At 33.6% G+C, this 23,785-nt stretch carries 12 protein-coding genes; 5 read left to right on the top strand and 7 right to left on the bottom strand.

All coding sequences use genetic code 11. From position 1 onward, the window contains the following. Positions 1 to 181 precede the first annotated feature (181 nt). The 5 genes from UH7x_RS15850 to UH7x_RS15830 form a co-directional block, all read right to left on the bottom strand. Positions 182 to 6,847 (bottom strand): malectin domain-containing carbohydrate-binding protein, encoded by a 6,666-nt coding sequence (locus UH7x_RS15850; RefSeq protein WP_482360898.1) that lies wholly within the window; start codon positions 6,845 to 6,847, stop codon positions 182 to 184. Between the two features lie 302 nt (positions 6,848 to 7,149). Continuing rightward, positions 7,150 to 9,519 (bottom strand): GumC family protein, encoded by a 2,370-nt coding sequence (locus tag UH7x_RS15845; protein ID WP_482360897.1) that lies wholly within the window; start codon positions 9,517 to 9,519, stop codon positions 7,150 to 7,152. 48 nt (positions 9,520 to 9,567) lie between these two features. Then, complete coding sequence (locus UH7x_RS15840; RefSeq protein WP_482360896.1) at positions 9,568 to 10,350, bottom strand: polysaccharide biosynthesis/export family protein; 783 nt, start codon at positions 10,348 to 10,350, stop codon at positions 9,568 to 9,570. A gap of 43 nt (positions 10,351 to 10,393) precedes the next feature. After that, entirely contained in the window at positions 10,394 to 12,331 is a 1,938-nt protein-coding gene (locus UH7x_RS15835; RefSeq protein WP_482360895.1) for a polysaccharide biosynthesis protein, read from the bottom strand. Next, a complete protein-coding gene (locus UH7x_RS15830; RefSeq protein WP_482360894.1) occupies positions 12,328 to 13,464 on the bottom strand; it encodes a DegT/DnrJ/EryC1/StrS family aminotransferase in 1,137 nt (378 codons plus the stop codon). Before UH7x_RS15830 ends, UH7x_RS15835 begins: the two co-directional genes overlap by 4 nt. 429 nt (positions 13,465 to 13,893) lie before the next feature. Between UH7x_RS15830 and UH7x_RS15825 the strand changes: the two genes are divergently transcribed. The 5 genes from UH7x_RS15825 to UH7x_RS15805 all read left to right on the top strand — a co-directional run bounded on the left by UH7x_RS15825 (position 13,894) and on the right by UH7x_RS15805 (position 20,985). Next, positions 13,894 to 15,291 carry a nucleotide sugar dehydrogenase gene (locus UH7x_RS15825; RefSeq protein ID WP_482360893.1) on the top strand — a complete coding sequence of 466 codons (1,398 nt, stop codon included), beginning with the start codon at positions 13,894 to 13,896 and terminating at the stop codon, positions 15,289 to 15,291. Beyond that, positions 15,288 to 16,304, top strand: a complete 1,017-nt coding sequence (locus UH7x_RS15820) for an NAD-dependent epimerase (protein ID WP_482360892.1) — start codon at positions 15,288 to 15,290, stop codon at positions 16,302 to 16,304. Before UH7x_RS15825 ends, UH7x_RS15820 begins: the two co-directional genes overlap by 4 nt. Positions 16,305 to 16,432: 128 nt before the next feature. Next, positions 16,433 to 17,437, top strand: a complete 1,005-nt coding sequence (locus UH7x_RS15815; RefSeq protein WP_482360891.1) for an SDR family oxidoreductase — start codon at positions 16,433 to 16,435, stop codon at positions 17,435 to 17,437. A 3-nt stretch (positions 17,438 to 17,440) separates the two neighbouring features. Beyond that, positions 17,441 to 18,721 carry a nucleotide sugar dehydrogenase gene (locus tag UH7x_RS15810; protein ID WP_482360890.1) on the top strand — a complete coding sequence of 427 codons (1,281 nt, stop codon included), beginning with the start codon at positions 17,441 to 17,443 and terminating at the stop codon, positions 18,719 to 18,721. Positions 18,722 to 19,578: 857 nt separating this feature from the next. Then, positions 19,579 to 20,985, top strand: coding sequence for an Ig-like domain-containing protein (locus tag UH7x_RS15805; RefSeq protein WP_482360889.1), 1,407 nt, complete (start codon positions 19,579 to 19,581; stop codon positions 20,983 to 20,985). 184 nt (positions 20,986 to 21,169) lie between these two features. Here UH7x_RS15805 and UH7x_RS15800 read toward each other — a convergent pair whose 3' ends face one another. Together UH7x_RS15800 and UH7x_RS15795 are read right to left on the bottom strand one after the other, a co-directional pair. Beyond that, positions 21,170 to 22,444, bottom strand: a complete 1,275-nt coding sequence (locus UH7x_RS15800) for a hypothetical protein (protein WP_482360888.1) — start codon at positions 22,442 to 22,444, stop codon at positions 21,170 to 21,172. 10 nt (positions 22,445 to 22,454) lie between these two features. After that, positions 22,455 to 23,663 (bottom strand): glycosyltransferase, encoded by a 1,209-nt coding sequence (locus tag UH7x_RS15795; RefSeq protein ID WP_482360887.1) that lies wholly within the window; start codon positions 23,661 to 23,663, stop codon positions 22,455 to 22,457. Between the last annotated feature and the right edge of the window lie 122 nt (positions 23,664 to 23,785).

Raw genomic sequence — 23,785 nt, 5'->3', positions numbered from 1 at the left:
AGCTACTATAAAAATAAGTGGTTTTCTGTTCAGAAAACAATATACTTGGGAATATACGATTAATTACAATGAATTTAGTTGTTATACCTTTATTCAGTAAAGTACTTAAGTAACGTCAATATTGAAATACAAAAAAAGCTCTAGTAAAAACCAGAGCTTTCTAATAATTTTTAAAAGTTTATTAATTATCTACTATTAATTTAATCAACCTTGGTTTACCCTGATTCATGCCTACCCCAACAAAGTAAATACCATCTCTTAATGTCGAAACTGGAATATTATATGTGCCATCTGTAGAAAGCACATCTTGCGCATTATATCCTTCAACATAGCGCCCGCCAACATCATGAAGGTATATATTAAGAACCTCCATATCCTCTGGTGCGTTTAAGACACTAATTTTAGCAAAACCATCTATGGCAGGATTCTCATCTAACATGACAACCATTTGACCTATTGTTGGTACTTCACCTTCCTTATATACCGATACCGTAACTTCATCAAAAACTGTTTCATTTTCATCATCAACAACTGTAAGTCTAAAGATATATTCCCCTTCAACCAAATCAGACATAGCTAATTCTAAAGTTGTTTCACCAGAAATAGTTGCTGAATTGGGACCACTAACTTGTGACCATAAGAAAGTTACTTCTCCACCATCTGGATCAACTGCTGTACCTATTAATGTTTCACTATTAGTTGGTAGTTCAACACTTATATCTTCTCCTGCATCTACATTTGGAGGTCTCGTTTCAATAACCTCTATTCCCGATATTTTAGGAGAATCAGTAACTGCTGTTAATGTAATTGTCAGATTGCCATCGGTAACATTAATACCATTAAAACTCTCAACAATCGCAGTGGCACTACCACCTGCTGCTACTACAATATCATAATCATCAATCTGTTCCTGTCCATTTTCAATATCAATATTAAAAACTCTAGAACCTACTCCACCAGCAGCTCCGCCTGAAGTCACCCCATAGTAAATTTCAGCAAAATGTAAATTAACGTTATGTTTACCGTTTGTAACAGGGATATTATAAATTAATGGTTGACCAGCTCTAAACCGTTCTGTTTGGTATAGGGCATCATTCTCTGTATTTGCTATGTCAATAACATTTTCAAAAATACTACCACCAACAAAATAGTTATCTTCTGACCAAACTTCCTCAATAAAACTTAACTCAGGACCCCCAGAATTTATTCTAAATGTCTCGGGTTCTCCTAAAACAGTAACCGAAACTTCGTCAAATCCAATTTCATCATCATCATCTGTCACCGTTAATCTGAAAAGATACTCACCTTCAATTAGTCCACTTAAACCAATATCAGGCGTATTATCACCATTCATTATAGCTGTATTTGGTCCACTTTCTTGAGTCCATAAATAAGAAGTAATTGATCCTCCATCCGGATCACTAGCTGAGCCATCTAGGGTAATAGTGTCTGCTGGAATCGTAATTGTTCGATCTTCACCAGCATCTGCAATAGGTAAACTACTAGTACCTCCACTAATAATTTCAATCCCGGATATCTTAGGGTTCTCAACAACAGATGTTAATGTAATTGTCAATTCCCCGTCCGTCACACTAATATTAGTGAAGTTTTCTATTATCGCAGTTGCAGGGCCTCCTGATTCTTTAATTATGTCATAATTTTCGCGAACTCCTTGTCCGTTTTCAATATTAATATTAAAAACACGAGATCCTTCTCCTCCATCTGATCCATCACCAGGGACACCATAATATATTTCAGCAAAATGCAGATTTAAATTATGAGTTCCATTGGCCACTGGAATATTATAAACCAAAGTTCCTGAAGTATGGTAACGTTCTGTTTGATACAAAGCATCATTCGATGTATTAGCAATTGGCATCGGAACATTTTTAACGGTACCTCCTTCAAAATAATTGTCTGCCGACCATTCAATACTATTGAATGCTACATTTGGACCTCCTGAATTGATTCGAATTGCTTCAGCTCCATCTGTAACTGTTACTATAACTTCATCAAATCCAAAATCATTTGAATCGTTAATTGCAGTTAATCTATAAACATACTCTCCTAAAATTAATCCACTTAAATCTAAATTTACACTATTCTCATTGGCCAATAAAGCAGTATTTGGTCCACTTATTTGAGTCCATAAATAGCTTGTAATAGTTCCTCCATTTGGTGTAGTAACTGATCCATTTAAAGTAATTGTATTGTTAGGTAAAATTACAGTTTGATTGGATCCTGCATCAACTACTGGGTCATTACTAATGATTAATGGCGTTGTATTTTCATAAATTCTAACTACTTTTTGATTTTTAAATCCATTAGAAACTATATCCAAATCCCCATCATTATCTATATCAACAACGCGCGCACCATCATGGTGTTCCCAATTTTGAGGACTATCGTCAATAATGTGCATTTCCCAATCATCCGTACTACATAAATTATTTTCAAAAGCAATTAATCTACGACTACCTAACCACTCGCCAACAATTATATCCTTATCTCCATCAAAATCAATATCAGATGCAAATACGCTTAAGCTTCCATGAATGTCATCTGATAATAAGTGTTCTATCCAAGTTTGAGTAGGGTCAGCAGGAGCTTCAAACCAAGATAAATCGTATCTATCTGGATCGCTTCCATATCCTAATTGACCTACAACGGCATCTAAATCACCATCGTTGTCAAAATCTGCAAGTTGAGCACGATCCGGAGTACTTCCATAACTCAAACCCGTTAAATGTGTAGTAAATACTCCTGACCCATTATTCTCTAACCAATTAACACCCTGAAAAAGGTCCAAATCTCCATCATTGTCTATGTCGGCAGCTTGAAGATCTTCTCCAGTAGAACTATTACTAATATCCTCTAAGGTCCAAATACCTGTTGTTGGAGTTGCAGTTGGTGTAAGCAATTGAACAGGTTCATTTGTGTTCTCTGCACCATTCCAGTTTATTGCCATTTGATATAAACCACCAGTACCAAAATCTCCTCCTGCTAAGCCTGCAAGAAATGGTTCGGACCAGGCAGTACTTACAGTTGGGATATTGTTATGCAAAGCGAAATTTCCAGAACCATCATTTTCTGCCCATAAAAGTTGAACACTTTCGAATTCTTGATTGGGGGCAACACCAATTGTCGTACCTAATAAGTCCATATCGCCATCATTATCAAAATCATGAACATGGGCTACATTTCCAAAATCACCTCCAATAGTACTTTTTGGCCAATTAGCAGAGGCTACACCTGTGTTTTTATACCACCAACCACCAGTAACTATATCTTTTAGACCATCACCATCTAAATCATAATTTGCAAACGTATATACTGCCACATAAGGATTCGAATCATATTCATGAACAACCCATGAATCTGGAAAATCGGTTTCGTTACAAACTTGTTGATCTGTTATAGCGACCATTACTTCATCAAAAATACCAGTCGGTGTATGATTTGCATAAAACAATTCTACTCGAATAGTATGACTTCCAATACTCAACCCATCAAATGTTATAGGTTCATGACTATAATAAGGACCGCTTAACAATCCATCAATGTAATAATGTATATGAGTATCTCCCTCTAATATTGTCCAATTCTCTACCCTAAAAGCTACTTCAAATGTCTGACTAACATTCCAACCATTTTGTGGTGAAGTAATCAAAATATCTGGAGTAGATAAAAATGCGTCTTCAGGTAATATTTCAATTGCAGATATTTTTGCATTTTGAGTAAGAGATACTAGTTCTATGCTAGCGAATCCATCGGTAATACTTATATTATTTAACTCCTTTTGTAAAGCTGTTGCGGGATCAACCTCTGATAAGATATCAAAATTTGTCAGTACCGGATTCCCTTCTATCAAAACATTGAATACCCTGGAACCTTCACCTCCAGGAGTACTACCTATTCCAAAATATAATTCGGCGAAATGGAGTCTAATATCATACTCGCCAGATAATGGAACTGGTATTTCATATGTAAAATCACCAAAACGTTCAGTTTGATATAAAGCATCATTATCGGTATTTGCTATTGCAATAGACCTAGAATATATGCTTCCGCCTGTCGAATAATCATCCGCAGTAAATACGTCAGTACCATTTACTAATTCATCACCGCCCGAATTAATCCGCATTGAATTAATTATTGAGAAGGCATACGAATCAGTTGATATCGGAATACCAGCTATATTCTCAACGTTACTTACCGTTACATTGTAACTTGAACTAGAACTTAACGGTGAAACTGTGAGTAAAACATTTAATCCATCTTGTTGCAATATAGCAGAACTAACGGTAACACCATTGTCAACATTATAACTAGATAATTGATTTGCCGTAGCTGCCGTAACATATTCTGAGAACTTAACTTGTATCTCTGTCGAACTTAAAGCCTCAACAATTGAAATTTCAGGAGCAGTATTATCAGTTGAAACACCTGAACCTATAAATTCAACATAATTTAAATCAAAAATACCCTGAGTACCACTTGTACTTTTAAAGACAAAGTAAAGGTCTTGTTTACCTACAGTAGCCGCAAAACTTGATTCAACCGCCTCCCAATTATTTAAACTTCCCGTGTTAGGTACTGCAGTATTCGCCAATAAAGTCCCTGTCGGACTTCCTAACCTAAATTCTATGGTCCCACCAGAATTAGTAGATGCTACCTTATATTTTACGGCATTCATATTAATCAAGTTTCTACCAGAAAATGATATGTATCCATTGTTATCTACTTCTAGTGCCGAAGCTCCTCCTTCAAAAATATCTGTATTGGTAATAATGTTTGTGCCATTTTCACTATCGTAGTATTCCGCTTCTTTTCTCTTGGGATGCAAAGATATTTGGTCATACGTTAGAAGTCCTCCTTGATCTGTATAATTTGAATTTATTACATAATAAATGTCCATATCACCGGTGATATCATGTCCATCGTAAGAGAGCGTGAAATTACCAGGGCAGCCAGTCATGGTTGCTAAATCATGAGAATGATTCAAATGACCTAATGAAGGAATTACGTTAACATCATTACAATCAATTCCAGAACCTGTTGAGCCATCTTCAGCATCTGTTACTGTTAAATCAATGGAAATTTCATCACCCCAATCAATAAAGCCGCCATCCTGTGGATTGTTGTAAGAAAATACTGCTGCCGTATTGCCCGCATAAATGGTTATATTATTTACCCCAACTCCGCCATTACCATCATTTACTTTAAGTTGTACATTAAAAGTACCAGCAACAGTGTATGTGAAAGATGGATTTGCACCAATCGAATCTAATAATCCATCGCCATCAAAGTCCCATTCATATGTTAATGGTGAATCCCCATTTGGATCTGACGTTCCAACACTAGAAAAGTTAACCGTCAAGGGTAGTTGTCCACTTGTTACATCAGCCGATAACATAACAGTTGGTGGTGCATTTGAAGTTATACCTGTATAATCTACACGTACTAGTTTTCCAGTTGCCACATTATCTGGGCAACAACCTGCACCATACGACAAAATGTACATTTTTCCATCAGGTCCCATTTCCATATCAATAAATCCATCCTTATTATTCGGAAATACTAATGGTGCAAATTGTTCATTATTTAAAATATTACCTTGAGCATCCATCTCTATGACCCATATTTGACTCGTATTAAAGTCATAATAAAAGAAATGCTCATCTAATTCTACGGGGAAACGTTGCGAATCCGTTAGGCTAGGATTATAATAATACCGTGGTCCTGCTAAATAACATTCGGCTGGAAACTCTAACCATGCAGGTTGAGCCGCTGGTAAGTTAGTTAGTCCTGTATTGAAATTAGATGTGTTTTCAGGTGCAGCAGGATTGTTAAAATAAGGAGAGGGAGTTCGATATAAAACCTGATACGCGTCATTATCAGCACCCGAGAAATAGGGCCATCCATAGTTGCCAGCTTGCTTCACGAGATTTAATTCATCTAAGCCCTCTGGACCTAAAGATGCACTAGCTGAATTGGCATCAGGTCCAACTTCTCCCCAAAACAACCAATCTGAATTTAATTCATCCACAAATATACGATATGGATTTCGTGCTCCCATAACATATATTTCTGGTTTTGCATTTGTGGTACCTACTGGGAATAAATTTCCAGCAGGTATAGTATACGTACCATTGGATAGAGGCGTTATTCTAAGTATTTTACCTCTTAAATCGTTTGTGTTTGATGAGCTTTTTTCAGCACTATTCTCATTTTCCGTTTGACTCATTTTACTGTAGCCACCATGATTTGTATTATCCCCTGTGGCAATATAGAGATTTCCTTGCGAGTCAAATGCCATATCACCACCGGTATGAAAACTTACAATACGCTGTGTGGTCCAATCTAACAATATTACTTCTGAACTCAAATCAATTGAATCTCCTATCATCGTAAACCGCGACACCCTATTTTTATCTACTCCGATAACAGAATATTGCAAATAAATATAATTATTAGACGTAAAATTAGGATCAAAAGCCATACCCAATAAACCATCTTCAAATTCATGATATACTGGTAAAATGCCAGCGCTTACTGAAGTTTGTGTGTCAGTTTTATAAATAATTATTTCACCTCCACGGTCTAAAATAAAAATACGCCCATCAGGAGCAAATTGCATAGTAGTTGCATTTGTTAATCCTGTTAACAAATCTACTTGTTGAAAAGATGTTGGAAGCTGTGCCTGAACAGTGGTAATACTAGTTAAAAATACAAGAATTAGTAGCATCCAAGCATTAGATTTTAACAACAATCTATTTTTAAATTTAGAATTAGTGTAGTAAAACGAATCTAAAATTCGCATATGATTAGTGTAAATTTTTTTCATAATCACCTAGTGTTTAAAAATGTCATTAATCATTGCCGTCACAAATCAAAATTAAAGACTTACAAAGATAACTTAATAACAACTTATAGTCGATATACCCTACTCCATTTTCGTTTAAAATCCTGTGTAATCGACTAAATACGTATCAGATAATTAAAAACGACTTTACAGGAATAATCGTATTCTATATTCGATTCTAATTACATTTAATTGAATTTCAATTTTATAATATTTATATAATCGCAAAAAAAATCCTGAGAATAAGACTCAGGATTAAAATTGTAGGAATAAACACTTTTTATTTAAAATTTCCACCATTTTTTGGTAGTCTTACCATAGCCATATCCGTATTTACCACCATATCCTAACTTAGAATCTTTAACATCATTCACTACAAAAGTTAACCCATCAAGCTTACCTTCATCACGTAATTTAAGCGGGAATTCAATAACCTTAGTTTCAGTAACACCAGCTCTAGTAACATAAATTATATGATTTGCATACTTACTAATTAATAAAGTATCTGTTACAACCATTAGGGGCGCAGTATCTACTATAACATAGTCATATTTTTCAGAAACTTCTTCAAATAAACCATTCAGCCTTTCACTCATTAATAATTCTGAAGGGTTAGGAGGAATCTTACCCGAATAAATTACATCAATGGTTGTGGTGTGCACCAACAATGGGTTTATTATATCTTTGGAATTAAGCGAATCATCATATAGAAATTCGGTTAAACCAGCGTCTTTATTTCTACTTGGCTTTAATCCTAATTTATCAACATCTTTGCTAGTGAAAAAAGTATATAATTTAGGGTTTCGAATATCCGCGCCAATTAATAAAACCTTTTTACCCGTATTCGCAAAAATCATAGAAAGGTTTGATGATAAAAATGTCTTTCCTTCTCCAGGTACACTAGAAGTGACGAAAATTATATTGTTTCTACCTGTCTTTTTCGAATTAATTATATAATCAAGATTGGTACGCAAAATTCTTAAAGATTCACCTAATACACTTCGATCCTCTTTTCTAACCAATATTTCGTCTTTCTTTGAAAGACTTGGAAGTTCAGCTAAAACGGGAATATTATTAACAAGCTTCTCTAATCCATTTTTATTGTGAATTTTATTGTCAATTAAATCGCTTATATATATTAGAGAAAAAGGAATAAAAAAGCCAAATATTATTGCTGCAAAATAGATAATTTGCTTTTTAGGGGAAACCGGAAATTTACTCTCTAAGTATGCATTATCGATTACTTTAGATTTTTCTGGACTAGAAGCCGCTGCAATTTGAGATTCTTCTCTTTTTTGCAATAAATATAAATATAGGCTTTCTCTTGTCTGTTGTTGCCGGGTAATGTCAGTTAGTAATCGTTGATTCTTTGGCGCAGAATAAATTGTCCCCTGTATTCTTCCCATTTGATTCTGTAACGTTCCTACGGTTGCGCCAACATTACGCTCCATTGATGCCAAACTTGACTGCATAGTTGATTTCAATTGATCAAGTTGTTGATTCAAATTTACAATAATCGGATTTTTTTCATCGGCACTTTTTAACAATCGCATTCTTTCAGCTACCAATTCGTTATATTTTGATTGAGTTGCGGTAATTGCGCCATTTCCAAGATCGACCATTGGCATTATATCGTAACCTTCTTCTCCAGCCACATAGTTCTTTAGCCCACTTACCATTTCTAGCTGATTTCGCGCATTATCCAGTTGTTGGCGACTTTGTGAACTAGCTTGAACTGCCGCCCCTACTTCTAGGCCACCACCCGTCATTCCTTTACCTGTTAATAATTTTTCAGCATCTTCATCTACCTCAGTTAAACTAGAAGATATTGTCGCAATTCGATTATCAATAAAATTTGCAGTTTTATCTGCTATTTTTTTCTTATCTGTAACTGCATTTTGATTGTAATTATAAATTACAGTATTTAAAATGTCAATAGCTTTTTGTTTTACAGGGTCGTTAAGACTAATATTAATGATGTTTGAAAAATCATCAGCTACGGCAACAATCATTTTGTTTTGATATGCTTGAGCTATTTGAACCATAGGTTTAACACTAACCATGATTTTTTGACCTCTAAATTTCTTAAAAAAAGGAATATTTGGAGTAATTACCACACCTCCTATATTAGTAGGTATATTTTTACCATAAGCATATATTTTTACTGGACTATCTCGTTCCAAGCTGTAACCAAAATTAGAATCCGAAGTAAGTTCTAAATAAAAAGTAAATTCAGAATTATAAATTATTGAGTCCTTTTCTATAAAATTAACCTTTATCGGTCGCTCAGAGTAAATCTCAGAATCTTTTACATTCCCTAAAGCTGTAATCTTTACATTAAGTCCTAATGTTTTGGCAACTTCAATAAAATTTGATCTCGAATTAAGGATTTCAATCTCATCTTCTACTTTATTCTTTGCCCCACCTAAAATATCCAAATCTTGAAAAGCTGAAAGTTCGGAACCAGAATTTTGATCCTCAATAATTTGAATTTTCGCCTTGGCTGCGTATTCTGGCGTCGCATAACGCACATATAACATCGATAAAATTAAACATAATAGTATCGATAAAATAAACCATTTCCAATGTCTTGTGTAGGACTCCAAAACATCTTTAAGGTCATTTGAGTTATTCGAAAAATCTTTTGAATCCATATTTTTTTTTTGATTCCTTAAAAAAAATAGCTTAACTAGATTATAATCTTACTTTGTCCTAGTAATTATTAAAACTGTAGAAGAAATTAATAATGATGCGATTGAAACCCATACAGAAATTCTACTATCAAAAGCGGAAGAATTTACAGCAGATTCATTTGGCTCAACATAAACGACGTCATTTTGAGTTAAATAATAGACAGGTGAATTCAAGGATTCCTTTTTGGTAAGGTCAATCCGCGTATAAACTTTTGTTCCATTAAAATCACGAATAACCATTACATTTTTACGTAAACCTTTAATTGTCAAATCATTTGCCAAACCCAATGCCTCTAAAACGGTTATTTGTTCACCACCTACTGCGTATGTTCCTGGTCTATTAACTTCTCCTAAAACTGTAACTGTGAAATTCTTTAATCGAATATTAACGATTGCATCTTTTAAATAAGGAGAAAGCTTTTCTTTTAAAAATAGCTTTGCCTCTTCTGGTGAAAGCCCAACTAGTTTAATAGCGCCTAATACTGGAAAATCAATTTCCCCATTCTTATCAATAATATAATCGACTTGTTCTGCCCTGATACCACCTTCCTCAGCTCCTTTTAATAAGTTAAAAGGAACACTCGCTTGTGGATCAAAAGTTGATACATGTATACTTAAAACATCATCAATTTTAAACTTATTCGTATGCGAATTATCACTAACTATAGTTTCATAATCACCGGCATTCTGAAAATAAACAATATCTTTTTTGGAGGCACAGGAAGCCATAAATAACACAAATAAACATATGGCAACAAGGCTTAAGTTCAGTGATTTCAATTTATTAATCATTATGATTTTATTAGGGATTTAGAATACAAGATTAGTGAAAAAATTAAGATTGTACCACCTTTAATGTTGGTTTATCAGAATCTTTACCTTTCTTTTCATCATCAAAATCACATAATTCTGAATTATTCGAAACATATTCAGGCACAATATTCTTCATCAATCGCACTGTATTTCCACTAAAGAACATGTTAGTAATACACAATTCATCTATTTTAGATCTTACCTCAGCATAATCTAAATCTCGTACCTTGCTTATTTTAATTTTCTTATGATATGTTGGCAGAGTATTTTCTCCATTTGCTAGGAGCTCTTCATACAATTTTTCCCCTGGCCTCAAACCAGTTATTTTAATATCTATATCCTCTGGATAGTTTAACCCAGAAAGTTTAATCATATTCTTAGCCAAATCAAATATTTTGACAGACTCTCCCATATCAAATATAAAGATTTCACCTCCTTCACCCATGGACCCAGCTTCCAATACCAATTGCGACGCTTCTGGTATAGTCATAAAATATCTAGTCACATCTTTGTGAGTTAAAGTCAACGGCCCCCCTTTTTCTATTTGTTTTCTAAACAACGGAATTACAGAACCATTTGAACCCAAAACATTACCAAATCTTGTGGTAATAAATTTGGTTTTCTTTTCCTGTTGCATACAACTAATATACATCTCAGCTATACGCTTACATGCTCCCATCACATTGGTTGGGTTTACAGCTTTATCAGTTGAGACAAAAACAAATTTTTCCACCTTGTGATTTAATGACAAATCAGCTATGGTCTTTGTGCCTGCAACATTAATTTTAATTGCCTCATAAGAATTATATTCCATTAACGGCACATGCTTATATGCTGCTGCATGAAAAACCATATTAGGTTTATATTCCTGAAAGATAGCATTCATTCTATTTTTATCCCGAATATCACCTACAATTGGTATAAAATTGTGAAACCCATTTTGTTTCAAATCTTGTTGTAGGTCATACAAGGCTGACTCTGCTTGATCAATTATAATCAATGATTTATAATTATAATCACAAATTTGACGAACAATTTCACTACCAATCGAACCAGCTCCTCCAGTAACCAAAATCACTTTACCATGCAATTGATTATCTATCTTTTGATTCTTAATGCTAATAGGCGCTCTATCCAATAAATCTTCAATTTGTACCTGCTTAATTTGTGAAGCACGAAGTTCTCCATTTATCCAATCTTCAACTGGCGGAACAATTTTTACTTGCACAGGATACTCCACCAAACCTTCTACCAATTTTCGTAATTTCTTAGGGTCAATATTCTGAATTGAAAAAATAACCTCAGAAATATCCTTTTTAGTTAAGAATTCTTCTGTCAAAACTCGTTTATCAAATACACTTACTCCATTTATTTGTTTACCCACTTTCTGGTTATCATTATCAATATAACCAACAACTCTAGCTCTACTTTTAGAGTGATTTGTAAGTGCATTATGGGTTAAAATCCCAGATTCACCAGCACCATAGATTAATACATTTTTATTAACCTTCATATCTTTAGCAAGATAATTATTGTATAGTGACTTAAATACGTATCTAGAAGCAGTTAGGCCTATAAAACTTAATAGACTATGAAAAATGATAATACTTCTTGGAATCGTAAAGTTTTCAATAAAATCCAACTTAGTATTAATGAGAATCATCACAATCATTAAAATACTACAAGTACAGATGGCATTAAAAAGATTGTATACATCTCGCACTCCGGTATGCCTTACCACTCCTTTATAAGAACCAACAATTAAGAATGATATTAATGCAACCAATGCAACAAAAGGTAACTGAGTATACAATTTATCTACATCAAAATCTAATGATAAATCAAAGCGAATACAATACGCTAAAAAGAAAGAAAGGCTTACCGTTAAAACATCAATTAATAGTACTAACCATTTTGATGCATAACGATTCGCATTATTTGACAAATAATTCTGAATCATGATGAAAAAATCTTTAATATTAGGTCAGTTATTCTTTGTAAGTCATCTTGGGTAAGATTTGAACCGCTAGGCAAGCACAAACCTCGTTCAAATAAGTCTAAAGAAGTACCATCTGAGTAATTAGCGTATTTTTCAAAAATCGGTTGAAGATGCATTGGTTTCCATAGTGGTCTCGATTCAATATCCTCATCCAATAAAGCTAATCGAATTTTCTCCCGAATTTCAAATGAAGGAGTTAAAACACAAGTTAACCACCGGTTTGAAATGAAACCTTTTGGTTCTTCCAAAAATTCAATTTCTTTTATATTCGCAAGTCTTTTTTTATAAAATTCGAAATTACTCCGTCTAGCACCTACTCTATCATCTAAAACTTCCATCTGACCTCGTCCAATACCTGCTAAGACATTACTCATTCTATAGTTGTACCCAACATTTGAGTGTTGATAATGTGGGGCTTCATCTCTTGCTTGAGTTGCTAGGAAAATAGCTTTTTCCTTATGTGTTTTGTTCTCTGAAACTAGAGCACCTCCGCCAGAAGTTGTAATTATTTTATTACCATTAAAGGACAATATTCCAATATCACCAAAACTAGCGCACTTGCGGTCATCAACAGAACTGCCCAAAGCCTCCGCGCTATCTTCAACAACTGGAATATCATATTGTAATGAAATACGTTTCAATTCGGTAACCTTATATGGCATACCATATAAGTGAACAGCTACTATTGCCTTGGGCTTTTTACCTTTTGAAATTCTATCTAAAATTGCTTTTTCAAGAAGTTCTGGGGAAATATTCCATGTATCTCGCTCGCTATCAACAAAAACTGGCGTTGCCCCAAGATATAGTATTGGGTTTGCAGATGCTGAAAAAGTAAAACTTTGACAAATTACTTCATCATCTTTTGAAACACCAAGAATCTCTAGCGCCAAATGAATTGCTGCGGTGCCTGTACTTAAGGCAGCTACGTGAACAGAATTATTTATATAATTCTCAATAGCCTTTTCAAACAAATTAACATTGGGGCCCAAAGGTGCAACCCAATTCGTATCAAACGCTTCTTTCACGTAAGACTGCTCTTTATCACCCATATGTGGTGATGAAAGCCATATTTTAGTTGATGTGATTACACTCATATTAGATTAACGGATAAACTTACTTAAACATTTTAATATAAAAATCGTTCAACATGTATTAGATACGATATAAAACTACAAACGGTTCATAATTAAAAAACGTACACCATAACTTATATATCAAGCACAAAATTATAAATTACTTCCATTCAGTAATTACAACATCACCCTATTTCGATTAAAAGTTATAATTTAATGTTAATTAAAACCTAGTCAAACCATATATCTTTAATTACAGCAATTTAACCCAGAAAAAATTAGTTTTTAAATATTTTTAAGTTTTTCGTCAAAATACATGATTAGACTTGTAGAATAATGATAATAATTAGTACTTATCACAATACCGTTAAAATATGCTCGTTTGTCAGAATAGAAGAATTTTTCTAAAATTAATCACAATCTTTGCATCCCTTTAAAAAAAAAGTCTGAATGAAAAAAGTTACAAAAATATGTTGTATAGGTGCTGGTTATGTAGGCGGCCCAACAATGTCTGTTATTGCTAGTCAATGCCCCGAAATTAAAGTTACTGTAGTTGACATTAATCAGGTAAGGATTGATGCGTGGAATAATAATGATTTAGACCAACTTCCGGTTTACGAACCTGGTTTAAAAGAAATAGTTGCTGAAAGCCGTGGAAAGAACCTTTTCTTTACTACTGAAGTTGATAAGTCCATTGATGAAGCCGAAATGATATTCATATCTGTAAATACTCCTACCAAAACATACGGAAAAGGAAAAGGTCAAGCTGCTGATTTAAAATTTGTAGAGCTTTGCGCTAGAAATATCGCTAAAGTTGCTAAGGACGATAAAATTATTGTAGAAAAATCTACCTTACCTGTACGTACAGCTAGTGCAATTAAAAGCATTCTAGATAATACTGGAAATGATGTCAAGTTTGAAATTTTATCAAACCCGGAATTTCTTGCCGAAGGAACGGCAATAGAGGATTTGCTTAATGCTGACCGAATTTTAATCGGTGGTGATGATTCTCCTTCAGGAAAGGATGCAAAAAATACATTGAGTGCAATCTATGAGCATTGGTTACCGAAAGAAAGAATATTACAAACAAATGTTTGGTCTTCTGAACTTTCCAAGTTGGTAGCAAATGCATTTTTAGCACAACGCGTCTCATCTATTAATGCAATCTCAGCATTATGTGAAAAAACAGATGCCAATGTTGCTGAGGTTTCTCGCGCCATAGGTACAGATAGTAGAATTGGTCCAAAATTCCTAAACGCTTCAGTAGGTTTTGGAGGCTCTTGTTTTCAAAAGGACATACTTAATCTTGTATATATTGCTCGAAGTTATGGACTTCAAGAAGTAGCTGATTACTGGGAACAAGTAATCATCATGAATGATTACCAAAAGAGACGATTTGCGGAGCATATCATTTCTACGTTATATAATACTGTTTCTGGCAAGAAAATTGCTTTCTACGGATGGGCTTTTAAGAAAGATACTAACGATACACGCGAATCAGCAGCCATTTATGTGGCAGATGCATTGTTAGATGAACAAGCTGAAATTGTGGTTTATGACCCAAAGGTTTCTAAAGAACAAATTTATGCTGATTTAGATTATCTTGGCTCAAGATCTCCGGAAGAAAACAGACGTTTATTGACTGTGGTTACTGATCCAATGGAAGCTGCTGAAAATGCACATGCCATCGGTATATTAACCGAATGGGATGAATTCAAAACATATAATTGGGATTCAATTTATACCAAAATGTTGAAACCAGCATTTCTATTTGACGGGCGAAGAATTCTAGAAAAAGATACTATGGAATCAAAAGGATTTCAATATTACAAAATTGGCCAATCATGAAAATACTAGTAACAGGTGCTGCCGGGTTTATTGGACATCATTTGTGTGAAGCCCTTTTGAAAAGAAACATTGAGGTTATCGGCTTAGATAACATCAACGACTATTATGATGTACATCTAAAATATAATCGATTAATAGAACTTGGCATATCTAGTGACGCTGCAGAACAATGGAATACGAAAACCATCAGCTCCAAACATGGTGGTAAATTTTCTTTTGTTCGAATGAATTTGGAAGATAGAGATGAATTACCAAAACTCTTTAAAGACGAGAACATTATCGCTGTATGTAATCTTGCAGCACAGGCCGGTGTTCGTTATAGCATCGAAAATCCTGAAAGTTATATAGATAGTAATATCGTAGGTTTTTTAAACTTATTAGAATGTTGTAGACATAATAAGGTGGAGCATTTGGTTTATGCAAGTAGTTCGAGTGTTTATGGTTTAAATGAAAAAGTGCCATTTTCAACAGAAGATAATGTCGATAACCCAATAAGTATTTATGCCGCAAGCAAAAAAAGCAATGAATTAATGGCACACAGTTATAGTCACTTATTCGGACTTGCAACCACAGGTCTACGCTTTTTTACGGTTTATGGCCCTTGGGGGAGACCAGATATGGCGCTATTCCTTTTTACTGATGCAATTTTGAATGATAGACCTATAAAGGTGTTTAATCATGGTGAATTAGAACGGGACTTTACTTATGTAGATGATATAGTGGAAGGTGTAGTTAGAGTATTAACTAAGCCTATAGTGAATAGAAAATTATATAAAATATACAATATAGGGAATAATAACTCCGTAAAGTTGACAGATTTTATTCAAGCGATTGAGGACGAAGTTGGTAAAAAAGCGGAAAAAGAAATGTTACCTATGCAACCTGGGGATGTAACTCAAACTTGGGCAGATGTTGATAATCTAATACGGGACTATGACTATAAGCCTAACACCAATATTAAATCAGGGGTCGGTAGTTTTGTAAAATGGTATAGAAATTATTACAAAATCTAATTGAATCAACAACACTGAAATTCTTTGGCTAACAGTAAAAAAATATAGATTTAACAAAACGTTAATTATAATTCTTGATTAATAACCAAGTAAATTATAAAAAAATACAGCTATACATATATAATTCTATGGATTTAAAAAAGTTAAATTTCAATTCTGACTTTAAAGTTCTTGTAACAGGTGGTGCGGGTTTTATCGGGACTAACCTAACGGAAGCACTACTTAAAAATGGCAATAAAGTAGTATGTTTAGACAATTTTGCCACGGGCAAAAGAGAAAACATTGCTCCGTTTTTAACAAATCCGAACTACACTTTAATTGAAGGTGACATTCGAGACTTAGCAACCTGCCATAAAGCATGCAGTGGAATCGACTATATTTTGCACCAAGCCGCATTAGGTTCTGTCCCAAGATCTATAAACGACCCAATAACAAGTAATGATGTTAATGTATCTGGATTTCTTAATATGTTAGTAGCGGCAAGAGATGCAAAAGTAAGACGATTTGTATATGCTGCTAGTTCTTCAACTTATGGTGATTCTAAATCCATGCCTAAAGTAGAAGATGTTATAGGAAAACCACTTTCCCCCTATGCAATAACAAAATATGTAAATGAATTGTATGCCGACGTTTTTGCCAAAACATATGGACTTGAAACAATAGGCTTGCGCTATTTTAATGTATTTGGCAGAAGACAAGACCCTAATGGTGCTTATGCTGCTGTAATACCAAAATTTGTTATTCAGTTAATGCAACACCAATCACCGACTATTAATGGTGATGGTAGTTTCTCAAGAGATTTCACCTATATCGATAATGTCATTCAAATGAATGTTCGCGCCTTACTTTCAGACAATATTAACGCTGTTAATACCGTTTACAATGTGGCTTATGGCGAGCGAACGGATTTAAAAGAGCTTGTAGGGCTGTTAAAATCTTACTTGGCTGAATTTGATGCAAAAATTAATGATGTAGACATTATTTATGGTCCAGAGCGACAAGGTGATGTACCCCATTCATTGGCCTCAATTGACAAAGCAAAACAACTATTAAACTATCAACCTGAATTTGATATCAAAAAAGGTCTTAAAGAGGCTGTAAACTGGTATTGGAATAATTTAAAATTAAATTAATCAATGATGACACCGAAAATAGCTATTATAGGTCTTGGATATGTAGGATTGCCTTTAGCGCGACTATTTGCTACTAAATATCCTGTTATCGGGTTCGATATAAATGAGGGTAGAATTAAAGAATTACAAGCAGGTAAAGATAGTACACTCGAAGTTTCCGATGACGTATTACAAGGGGTTCTTCAAAGCACACCTAATTTTGATATAGGGCTTTTTTGCACCAATGAAATTGAAAATATAGCGGATTGTAATTATTATATTGTTACCGTCCCTACCCCAGTAGACAGCACCAATAGACCAGTTTTAACACCTTTGTATAAGTCTAGTGAAACAGTTGGTAAGGTTTTAAAAAAAGGTGATGTGGTTGTGTACGAATCGACAGTATATCCAGGTGTTACAGAAGATGAATGCGTTCCAGTTTTAGAAAAAATTAGTGGTCTAAAATTTAATATTGACTTCTTTGTTGGGTATTCACCTGAACGTATTAATCCAGGAGACAAAGAACATACTGTTGAAAAGATATTAAAAGTAACTTCAGGTTCTACTCCAGAAATTGGGAAAAAAGTTGATGATTTATACGCCTCTGTTATTACTGCTGGCACACACTTAGCACCAACTATTAAAGTCGCTGAAGCGGCAAAAGTTATTGAAAATTCGCAACGCGACATTAATATTGCTTTCGTAAACGAATTAGCGAAAATTTTCAATTTAATGAACATTGATACGCATGCGGTATTAGAAGCTGCGGGAACAAAATGGAATTTTCTACCCTTTAAACCTGGCTTAGTAGGTGGTCACTGTATAGGTGTTGACCCTTATTACTTAGCACAACGTGCGCAGGAGTTTGGATATCATCCAGAAATCATACTTGCCGGAAGAAGAATGAATGACGGCATGGGTAAATACGTGGCATCTGAAGTTGTAAAACTAATGTTGCAAAGAGACATTAAAGTAAAAGGTGCTAAAATATTAATCTTAGGAATTACCTTTAAGGAGAACTGCCCAGATGTTAGAAATACCAAGGCGGTAGATGTAATTTCTAATCTTAAAAGTTATGATAGTGATATCACTATATATGATCCATGGGCCTCACCGGAAGAAGTAGCCTATGAATATAAGTTAGAGACAACCAACAAACTACCTAATGAAAAGTATGATGCGATTGTCTTAACTGTTGCTCACAAAGAGTATTTAGATTTAGATTTAAGAAATATGCTTGCATGCGATGGGGTATTATACGATGTAAAAGGTATACTCAAATGCGAAATTGATGGTAGATTATAAAAAAATATTACATCGAAAAGTAAATGGATTATCGTTTCAAAATCTATTCTAAAGAACTTAAATAAGCCATAAAATTATTTAAGTTAGAAATTATAGCCTTAAAAAAGCTGTACATTTTTATTTTCAAATATTATAAGCATTACTAATGTCCGCGCAAATTGGCGTTAGTAATGTTTATATGCTTTATTTTACGTTTAGTAAAAAGCTAATTAACAAAAGAGATATCACCACTAATCAATTTTATTAGCTGTAATGATTAACCAATTAACAATAGGTTTTCATAAATTATCTTAGTTTTCCTATCCTTCAATTTTCAAGGAATATTTTGCAATATATTTCTATAGTCCAAGACTTTTTCCAATAAATTTAGTGACAATCTAGGAGTTTCTAAATAAAAAATGGATATGTAATTACAACTTAATTCAACATTGTACTAATAAAGATTAACTCTTTCATATTCCAAAAAAATCAAAATATTAATCTAAAAATAGATTATCTGCACTCAATTGTGCATTTAATCTATTTATCGATGTAGTTGGTACTTTGTCGGAGCTACACATCGATAATAGTGCATTTCAGCCAATTTATTAGCACTTTCACAACATATTATACTCACTAAAGTTATAATAGTGAGCTAATTACACAATAAATTTGAATTGTTCAATTTGTTAAGGAATGTTAATTAAAAGTGTATTTCATCGAATATAACTGCATTTAAACGTCTATAAATAAGAAAAACATCGTATCAATAAAAGCAATTATAAAACACATATTAAAAAATATCAGAATTGATTCCCAAGTCAGTTTCAAAATATAACCTACTTATGATCTATCTTCGTTTAAAAAACTATCAATTCATGATAATTTATGTATTAATTCTCTCCTTGTTCTCTTGCAGTAAAGATAGCGACCTACTTTCTGAATATGTAGCCGTCGATAATCTTGAATCACGTTTAATTAGTAGTGTTTTTATTGAAGATGATTTTGTAATCAACGGCAACGAAGCAATAGTTTTAGATGTTTTATCTAATGACATAATTGCAGATCAAGAAAATGTTGACATTCTAACTACTACGCAACCAGAAAATGGACAGGTACTAATTAATGATGACAATACCCTTACGTACGTACCTAATAATAATACTTATGATACAACTGATGATAATTTCACCTATACTACACAAACATCTCAAGAAAATGGAACAAGTTCTACAACAGACACTAAGGTTGCTGTAACAAAAATAAATGATGAAATAAAATATTGGAAACGCCTATTTGATGATAAATGGGCAGATAGTAATGAAGCTGATGCATTATCTAGATCAAGAAGTGCTAATAAAAATCAAGAGTATTATTTTTTAGCACATTATATTGATGGTCTATCTGCAATGTGGCAAGCAACAGGCGATAATAGTTATCTAGACACAGCATTAGAATTAATAAATAATACATTAGATGATGCAAAATCAGTGGGTAATGGTTATCAAGGTTGGCCTGCTCATGATGGTAAAGAGTACAATTTATGGGACACTTTTTATTGGCGCCATGTTTCAACCATTTTAAGAATTTTGCATCAATCGCCAGAATTAAGAGCTTCGGGGTATCAGTCCGAATTTGAAAAACTATTAGCCTTTTCTGAAAAAAACATATGGAATAGATATCTTTCGTATGGTGTTGGCTCTATTTATAGATCACGGACACATATGGCCTCGCATTGGGCTAGAATTGGAATGGAATTATATATTATTACTGGCAATAATAAATACAAAGAAGTTTTTGAGAATATCTCCTTTGGAGAAATGCCTGGCAGATCATCAAATTTAAAGAGCCAATTTTATCCAAATCCAAAAAATTCATCAGCATATGCTTGGGATTCTCATTGGGGGTCTATGGATGGGTCAGAAATTCAAGATGTCTCTCATGCTGGAGCAATCATTAGTTTATGGGTACATGCAGTTGATAATAATATGTTTTGGACTCAAAAAGACATCAATGCATTAGTACCTATTTTGGATATTATTTGGACAAAATCAAATCCTAAAAAGACTTTTTACAATGTAGACGGATCAGGTGGTTATCACCAGAACCCAGGTCGCATTCATGAATGGCTTTACTTAGCTCGTTACGACCAAAACCTACAAAATCGAATTAAAAAAGAGTACATAGGTGAACACTTGGATTTTTTTGGCACTCAAATTCTTGGGATAGCAGCTTTAAATGCGCGCATATTAGCGGATAATAAAGGTGTATTTCCTGAAAATTAATTTCGTCTTAGTACTTGAAATATAAATGCATTACACACCAGGACAAGAAATTAATTATTACAAACGCTAAACAATCACGATTATAACTATGTATGAAAATGGCTATTTTCACTGAGTAGTTTTTCAAGAAATAGATTTTGTACTATGCATTGAAAGAACTAAATATATTTAGTTGATAATACTTCTAATTTACAATTTGTTTTACAGACATCGTGCACAAAGATCTTTTGCCTGAATATGCTGCATCGAAACAAACCATTGTACCAGCTCTATTCCATCGTGGATGTAAATCACATGTTAGACGCGCGTTATTCTCGTTTGTATTACTAAATTTTTTGGGGTGTTTTAGTTTTGCCAAATCGTAACGTTTTTCATTTAATACATCGTACAAAATTAAAGTTTGCTGACGAAATCGGTCTGGATAAGTATCAGTAATTAACCAGCGACCAGAATTATCATAAGTTGGATGTCCATCCGAACTAAAAGAATTTTCTCCAATTATTTGCCAGTTGTCATACTCTTGATCTTTAAATAGAACATACCCCTCTTGGTGGTTCGGTAAACGACAATAAGCCAATAACTCATCTTCATTTTTCCACGCCATGTGTGAAACCATTTCGTATGTTGGAAAACGATACAAATTGCCTCCATCTAAATCACAACTATACATTCTAGACCAGCGATGTCGTATGTCTCTTTTTATCCATCGGTGAAGAAAGACTACCCGTTTGCTATTTGGTGATATGATTGCATGTGAAATAAAATGTTTGCCGTCCTTCATTAGAACTTTGTCATGATCAAAATCGACCACTTGGGCTATCGAAACAATTAGATTAGAAACACCCGAATCCAAATCTACATAATATAATCCATCAGTATTTGGCATAATCTCATTAATATCACTTCTAAAACCATGTGGGTAACCATAACCTGGCATAAATTTTTGACTACGCTCAAAACTATAACCTGCTCCCCATTTACCATCTGCACTAACCGTTGCAATTGAAGCAGAAAGACTTTTACTTTCACCATTAAGTACATTTACTACTCTAGCAATATTTTTATCGCCATCGAAATCGTTAAATATAATTTCATCACTTAATCCACGCCATTGTAGTTGACATCCTTGATGCCAATTCCATGACCTTGTTGTTGTTATAGGATTAAAATTTTTGTAATCGACTCCATCGAAATATCCCAATTCTAATGTATCTAATGTTGTCGGAGTCCGAAGTGGAATATTGTATTTGCCTGCTAATAGTTTTGAATCATCATATGAAAAAGGACATTTGTCATGAAAACCGAAATAATAGCCATCGCGCCGAATTATATTTTGCTGTGAAACCTTATCGCGTACAGGTACAATATCACAAGCTAATTGATATGTATTTCGTAAAAAAAACTTCAACTCTGGGTTTTTCTTTACCCTATCATAAACATATTTTTCTACTTTATTCATTCATATATTTTTAAGCAACATATAATTCATTTAATAAGGGTTGAACTCTTTTTGAATAGGTCCTTTCAGAGAAATTCTGTAGTACAAATGCTCGTCCTGCGGCCGCTATTTTACTTTGTAAGCTAATATCATTTAATAGCATTAATATTTTATCTGTCATATCGTTATATGAATCACAAACAATATAATGCTCGCCTGGGTTACCACCCAATCCCCTTGCCCCATTTTTAGTTGTTATTAATACTTTGCCTGCGGCCATAGCAACTAAACTTTTCAACTTCAAGCCAGTACCCGCCATTTGTGGGTTTATAAATATTGAACCTTTGTTTAAAAAATCAATCTCGTCATTTATGTAGCCAAAACCTTTAATTCGATCTACATTTGAATTGTATATAAAAGTTCCCTTTCCACCAAGAATTAAATTCACCTTATTAGGATGTGCCAACAAAAGTTTAGGCCAAGATTTTGCAATGAATTGTTTAAGGCCATGTCCTTTTCTACTATCTGCAGAACCTAAACAAATAATATTTGAATAAATTCCTGGTTTTACTTCCTTATATTTGGATAATGCAATATTAGCATCAAATACCCCATTAATTTTTTTATTATAACAATCTTCACTTAATTTTAAATCATCTTGTGTAATTGTCCAATTAATATCTGCCAATTGTACTACACTTTTTTCAAACCTAAATATTCTGTATATCTCAAATTTCCATGCTAATCTTAGCAATAAATTGCCATTTGTTCTAAAAATTGAAAAAGCCTTATGTAAAACATCGTGGCTTTTAAAGACCCAAATCATTTCGGTAAAGTTTGCTTTTAACATTTTCAAATAAACAGCGGGAACATTATCTTCAATAATACCTACATATTGAGTATTCTCGAATTCAAAATGACTATTGATTATTTTTTTTAATTTCTTGCCAATTGAATTTTTATAAATACCCATGGTAATCGCAGGTTTATTCACAAAAAAGGAAGAAATAAATCTTTTGGCAAAACTACCTCTACTTGTACTAATCTGCTTGAATTTCACTTCTTTAAACAATTCTTTAGCATCCTTACCTATTGCAGTGTCATTTAAGCAAATAAATATTATACTATCAAAGTACTTTTGATACTGCAAAAGCGATGCCGTTACGGCTATTGAGCCGCCGTAAGAAACGCAAGGCCAAGATTGTGCTATTACTATAAGTCCTTTCCTATTATTTTGCATATTTCAATAATTAAAATGTTTTTTCGCATTCTATAAAATATATGCGATTCTAATTTAAATCAACAACTTAATTAAACTCGATGATAATAATACTGAGCAAAAAATAAACTGGAGGAAACGTT

Source organism: Aurantibacter sp. UH7 (assembly GCF_056839165.1).
Note: the sequence above shows the minus strand (reverse complement) of the source record. Positions and strands in the feature narration are given on the sequence as shown.

Bases quoted from the DNA above. Each gene is read 5' to 3' on its own strand.
- UH7x_RS15850 (WP_482360898.1), bottom strand. From the start codon at position 6,847: ATGAAAAAAATTTACACTAATCATATGCGAATTTTAGATTCGTTTTAC.
- UH7x_RS15845 (WP_482360897.1), bottom strand. From the start codon at position 9,519: ATGGATTCAAAAGATTTTTCGAATAACTCAAATGACCTTAAAGATGTT.
- UH7x_RS15840 (WP_482360896.1), bottom strand. From the start codon at position 10,350: ATGATTAATAAATTGAAATCACTGAACTTAAGCCTTGTTGCCATATGT.
- UH7x_RS15835 (WP_482360895.1), bottom strand. From the start codon at position 12,331: ATGATTCAGAATTATTTGTCAAATAATGCGAATCGTTATGCATCAAAA.
- UH7x_RS15830 (WP_482360894.1), bottom strand. From the start codon at position 13,464: ATGAGTGTAATCACATCAACTAAAATATGGCTTTCATCACCACATATG.
- UH7x_RS15825 (WP_482360893.1), top strand. From the start codon at position 13,894: ATGAAAAAAGTTACAAAAATATGTTGTATAGGTGCTGGTTATGTAGGC.
- UH7x_RS15820 (WP_482360892.1), top strand. From the start codon at position 15,288: ATGAAAATACTAGTAACAGGTGCTGCCGGGTTTATTGGACATCATTTG.
- UH7x_RS15815 (WP_482360891.1), top strand. From the start codon at position 16,433: ATGGATTTAAAAAAGTTAAATTTCAATTCTGACTTTAAAGTTCTTGTA.
- UH7x_RS15810 (WP_482360890.1), top strand. From the start codon at position 17,441: ATGATGACACCGAAAATAGCTATTATAGGTCTTGGATATGTAGGATTG.
- UH7x_RS15805 (WP_482360889.1), top strand. From the start codon at position 19,579: ATGATAATTTATGTATTAATTCTCTCCTTGTTCTCTTGCAGTAAAGAT.
- UH7x_RS15800 (WP_482360888.1), bottom strand. From the start codon at position 22,444: ATGAATAAAGTAGAAAAATATGTTTATGATAGGGTAAAGAAAAACCCA.
- UH7x_RS15795 (WP_482360887.1), bottom strand. From the start codon at position 23,663: ATGCAAAATAATAGGAAAGGACTTATAGTAATAGCACAATCTTGGCCT.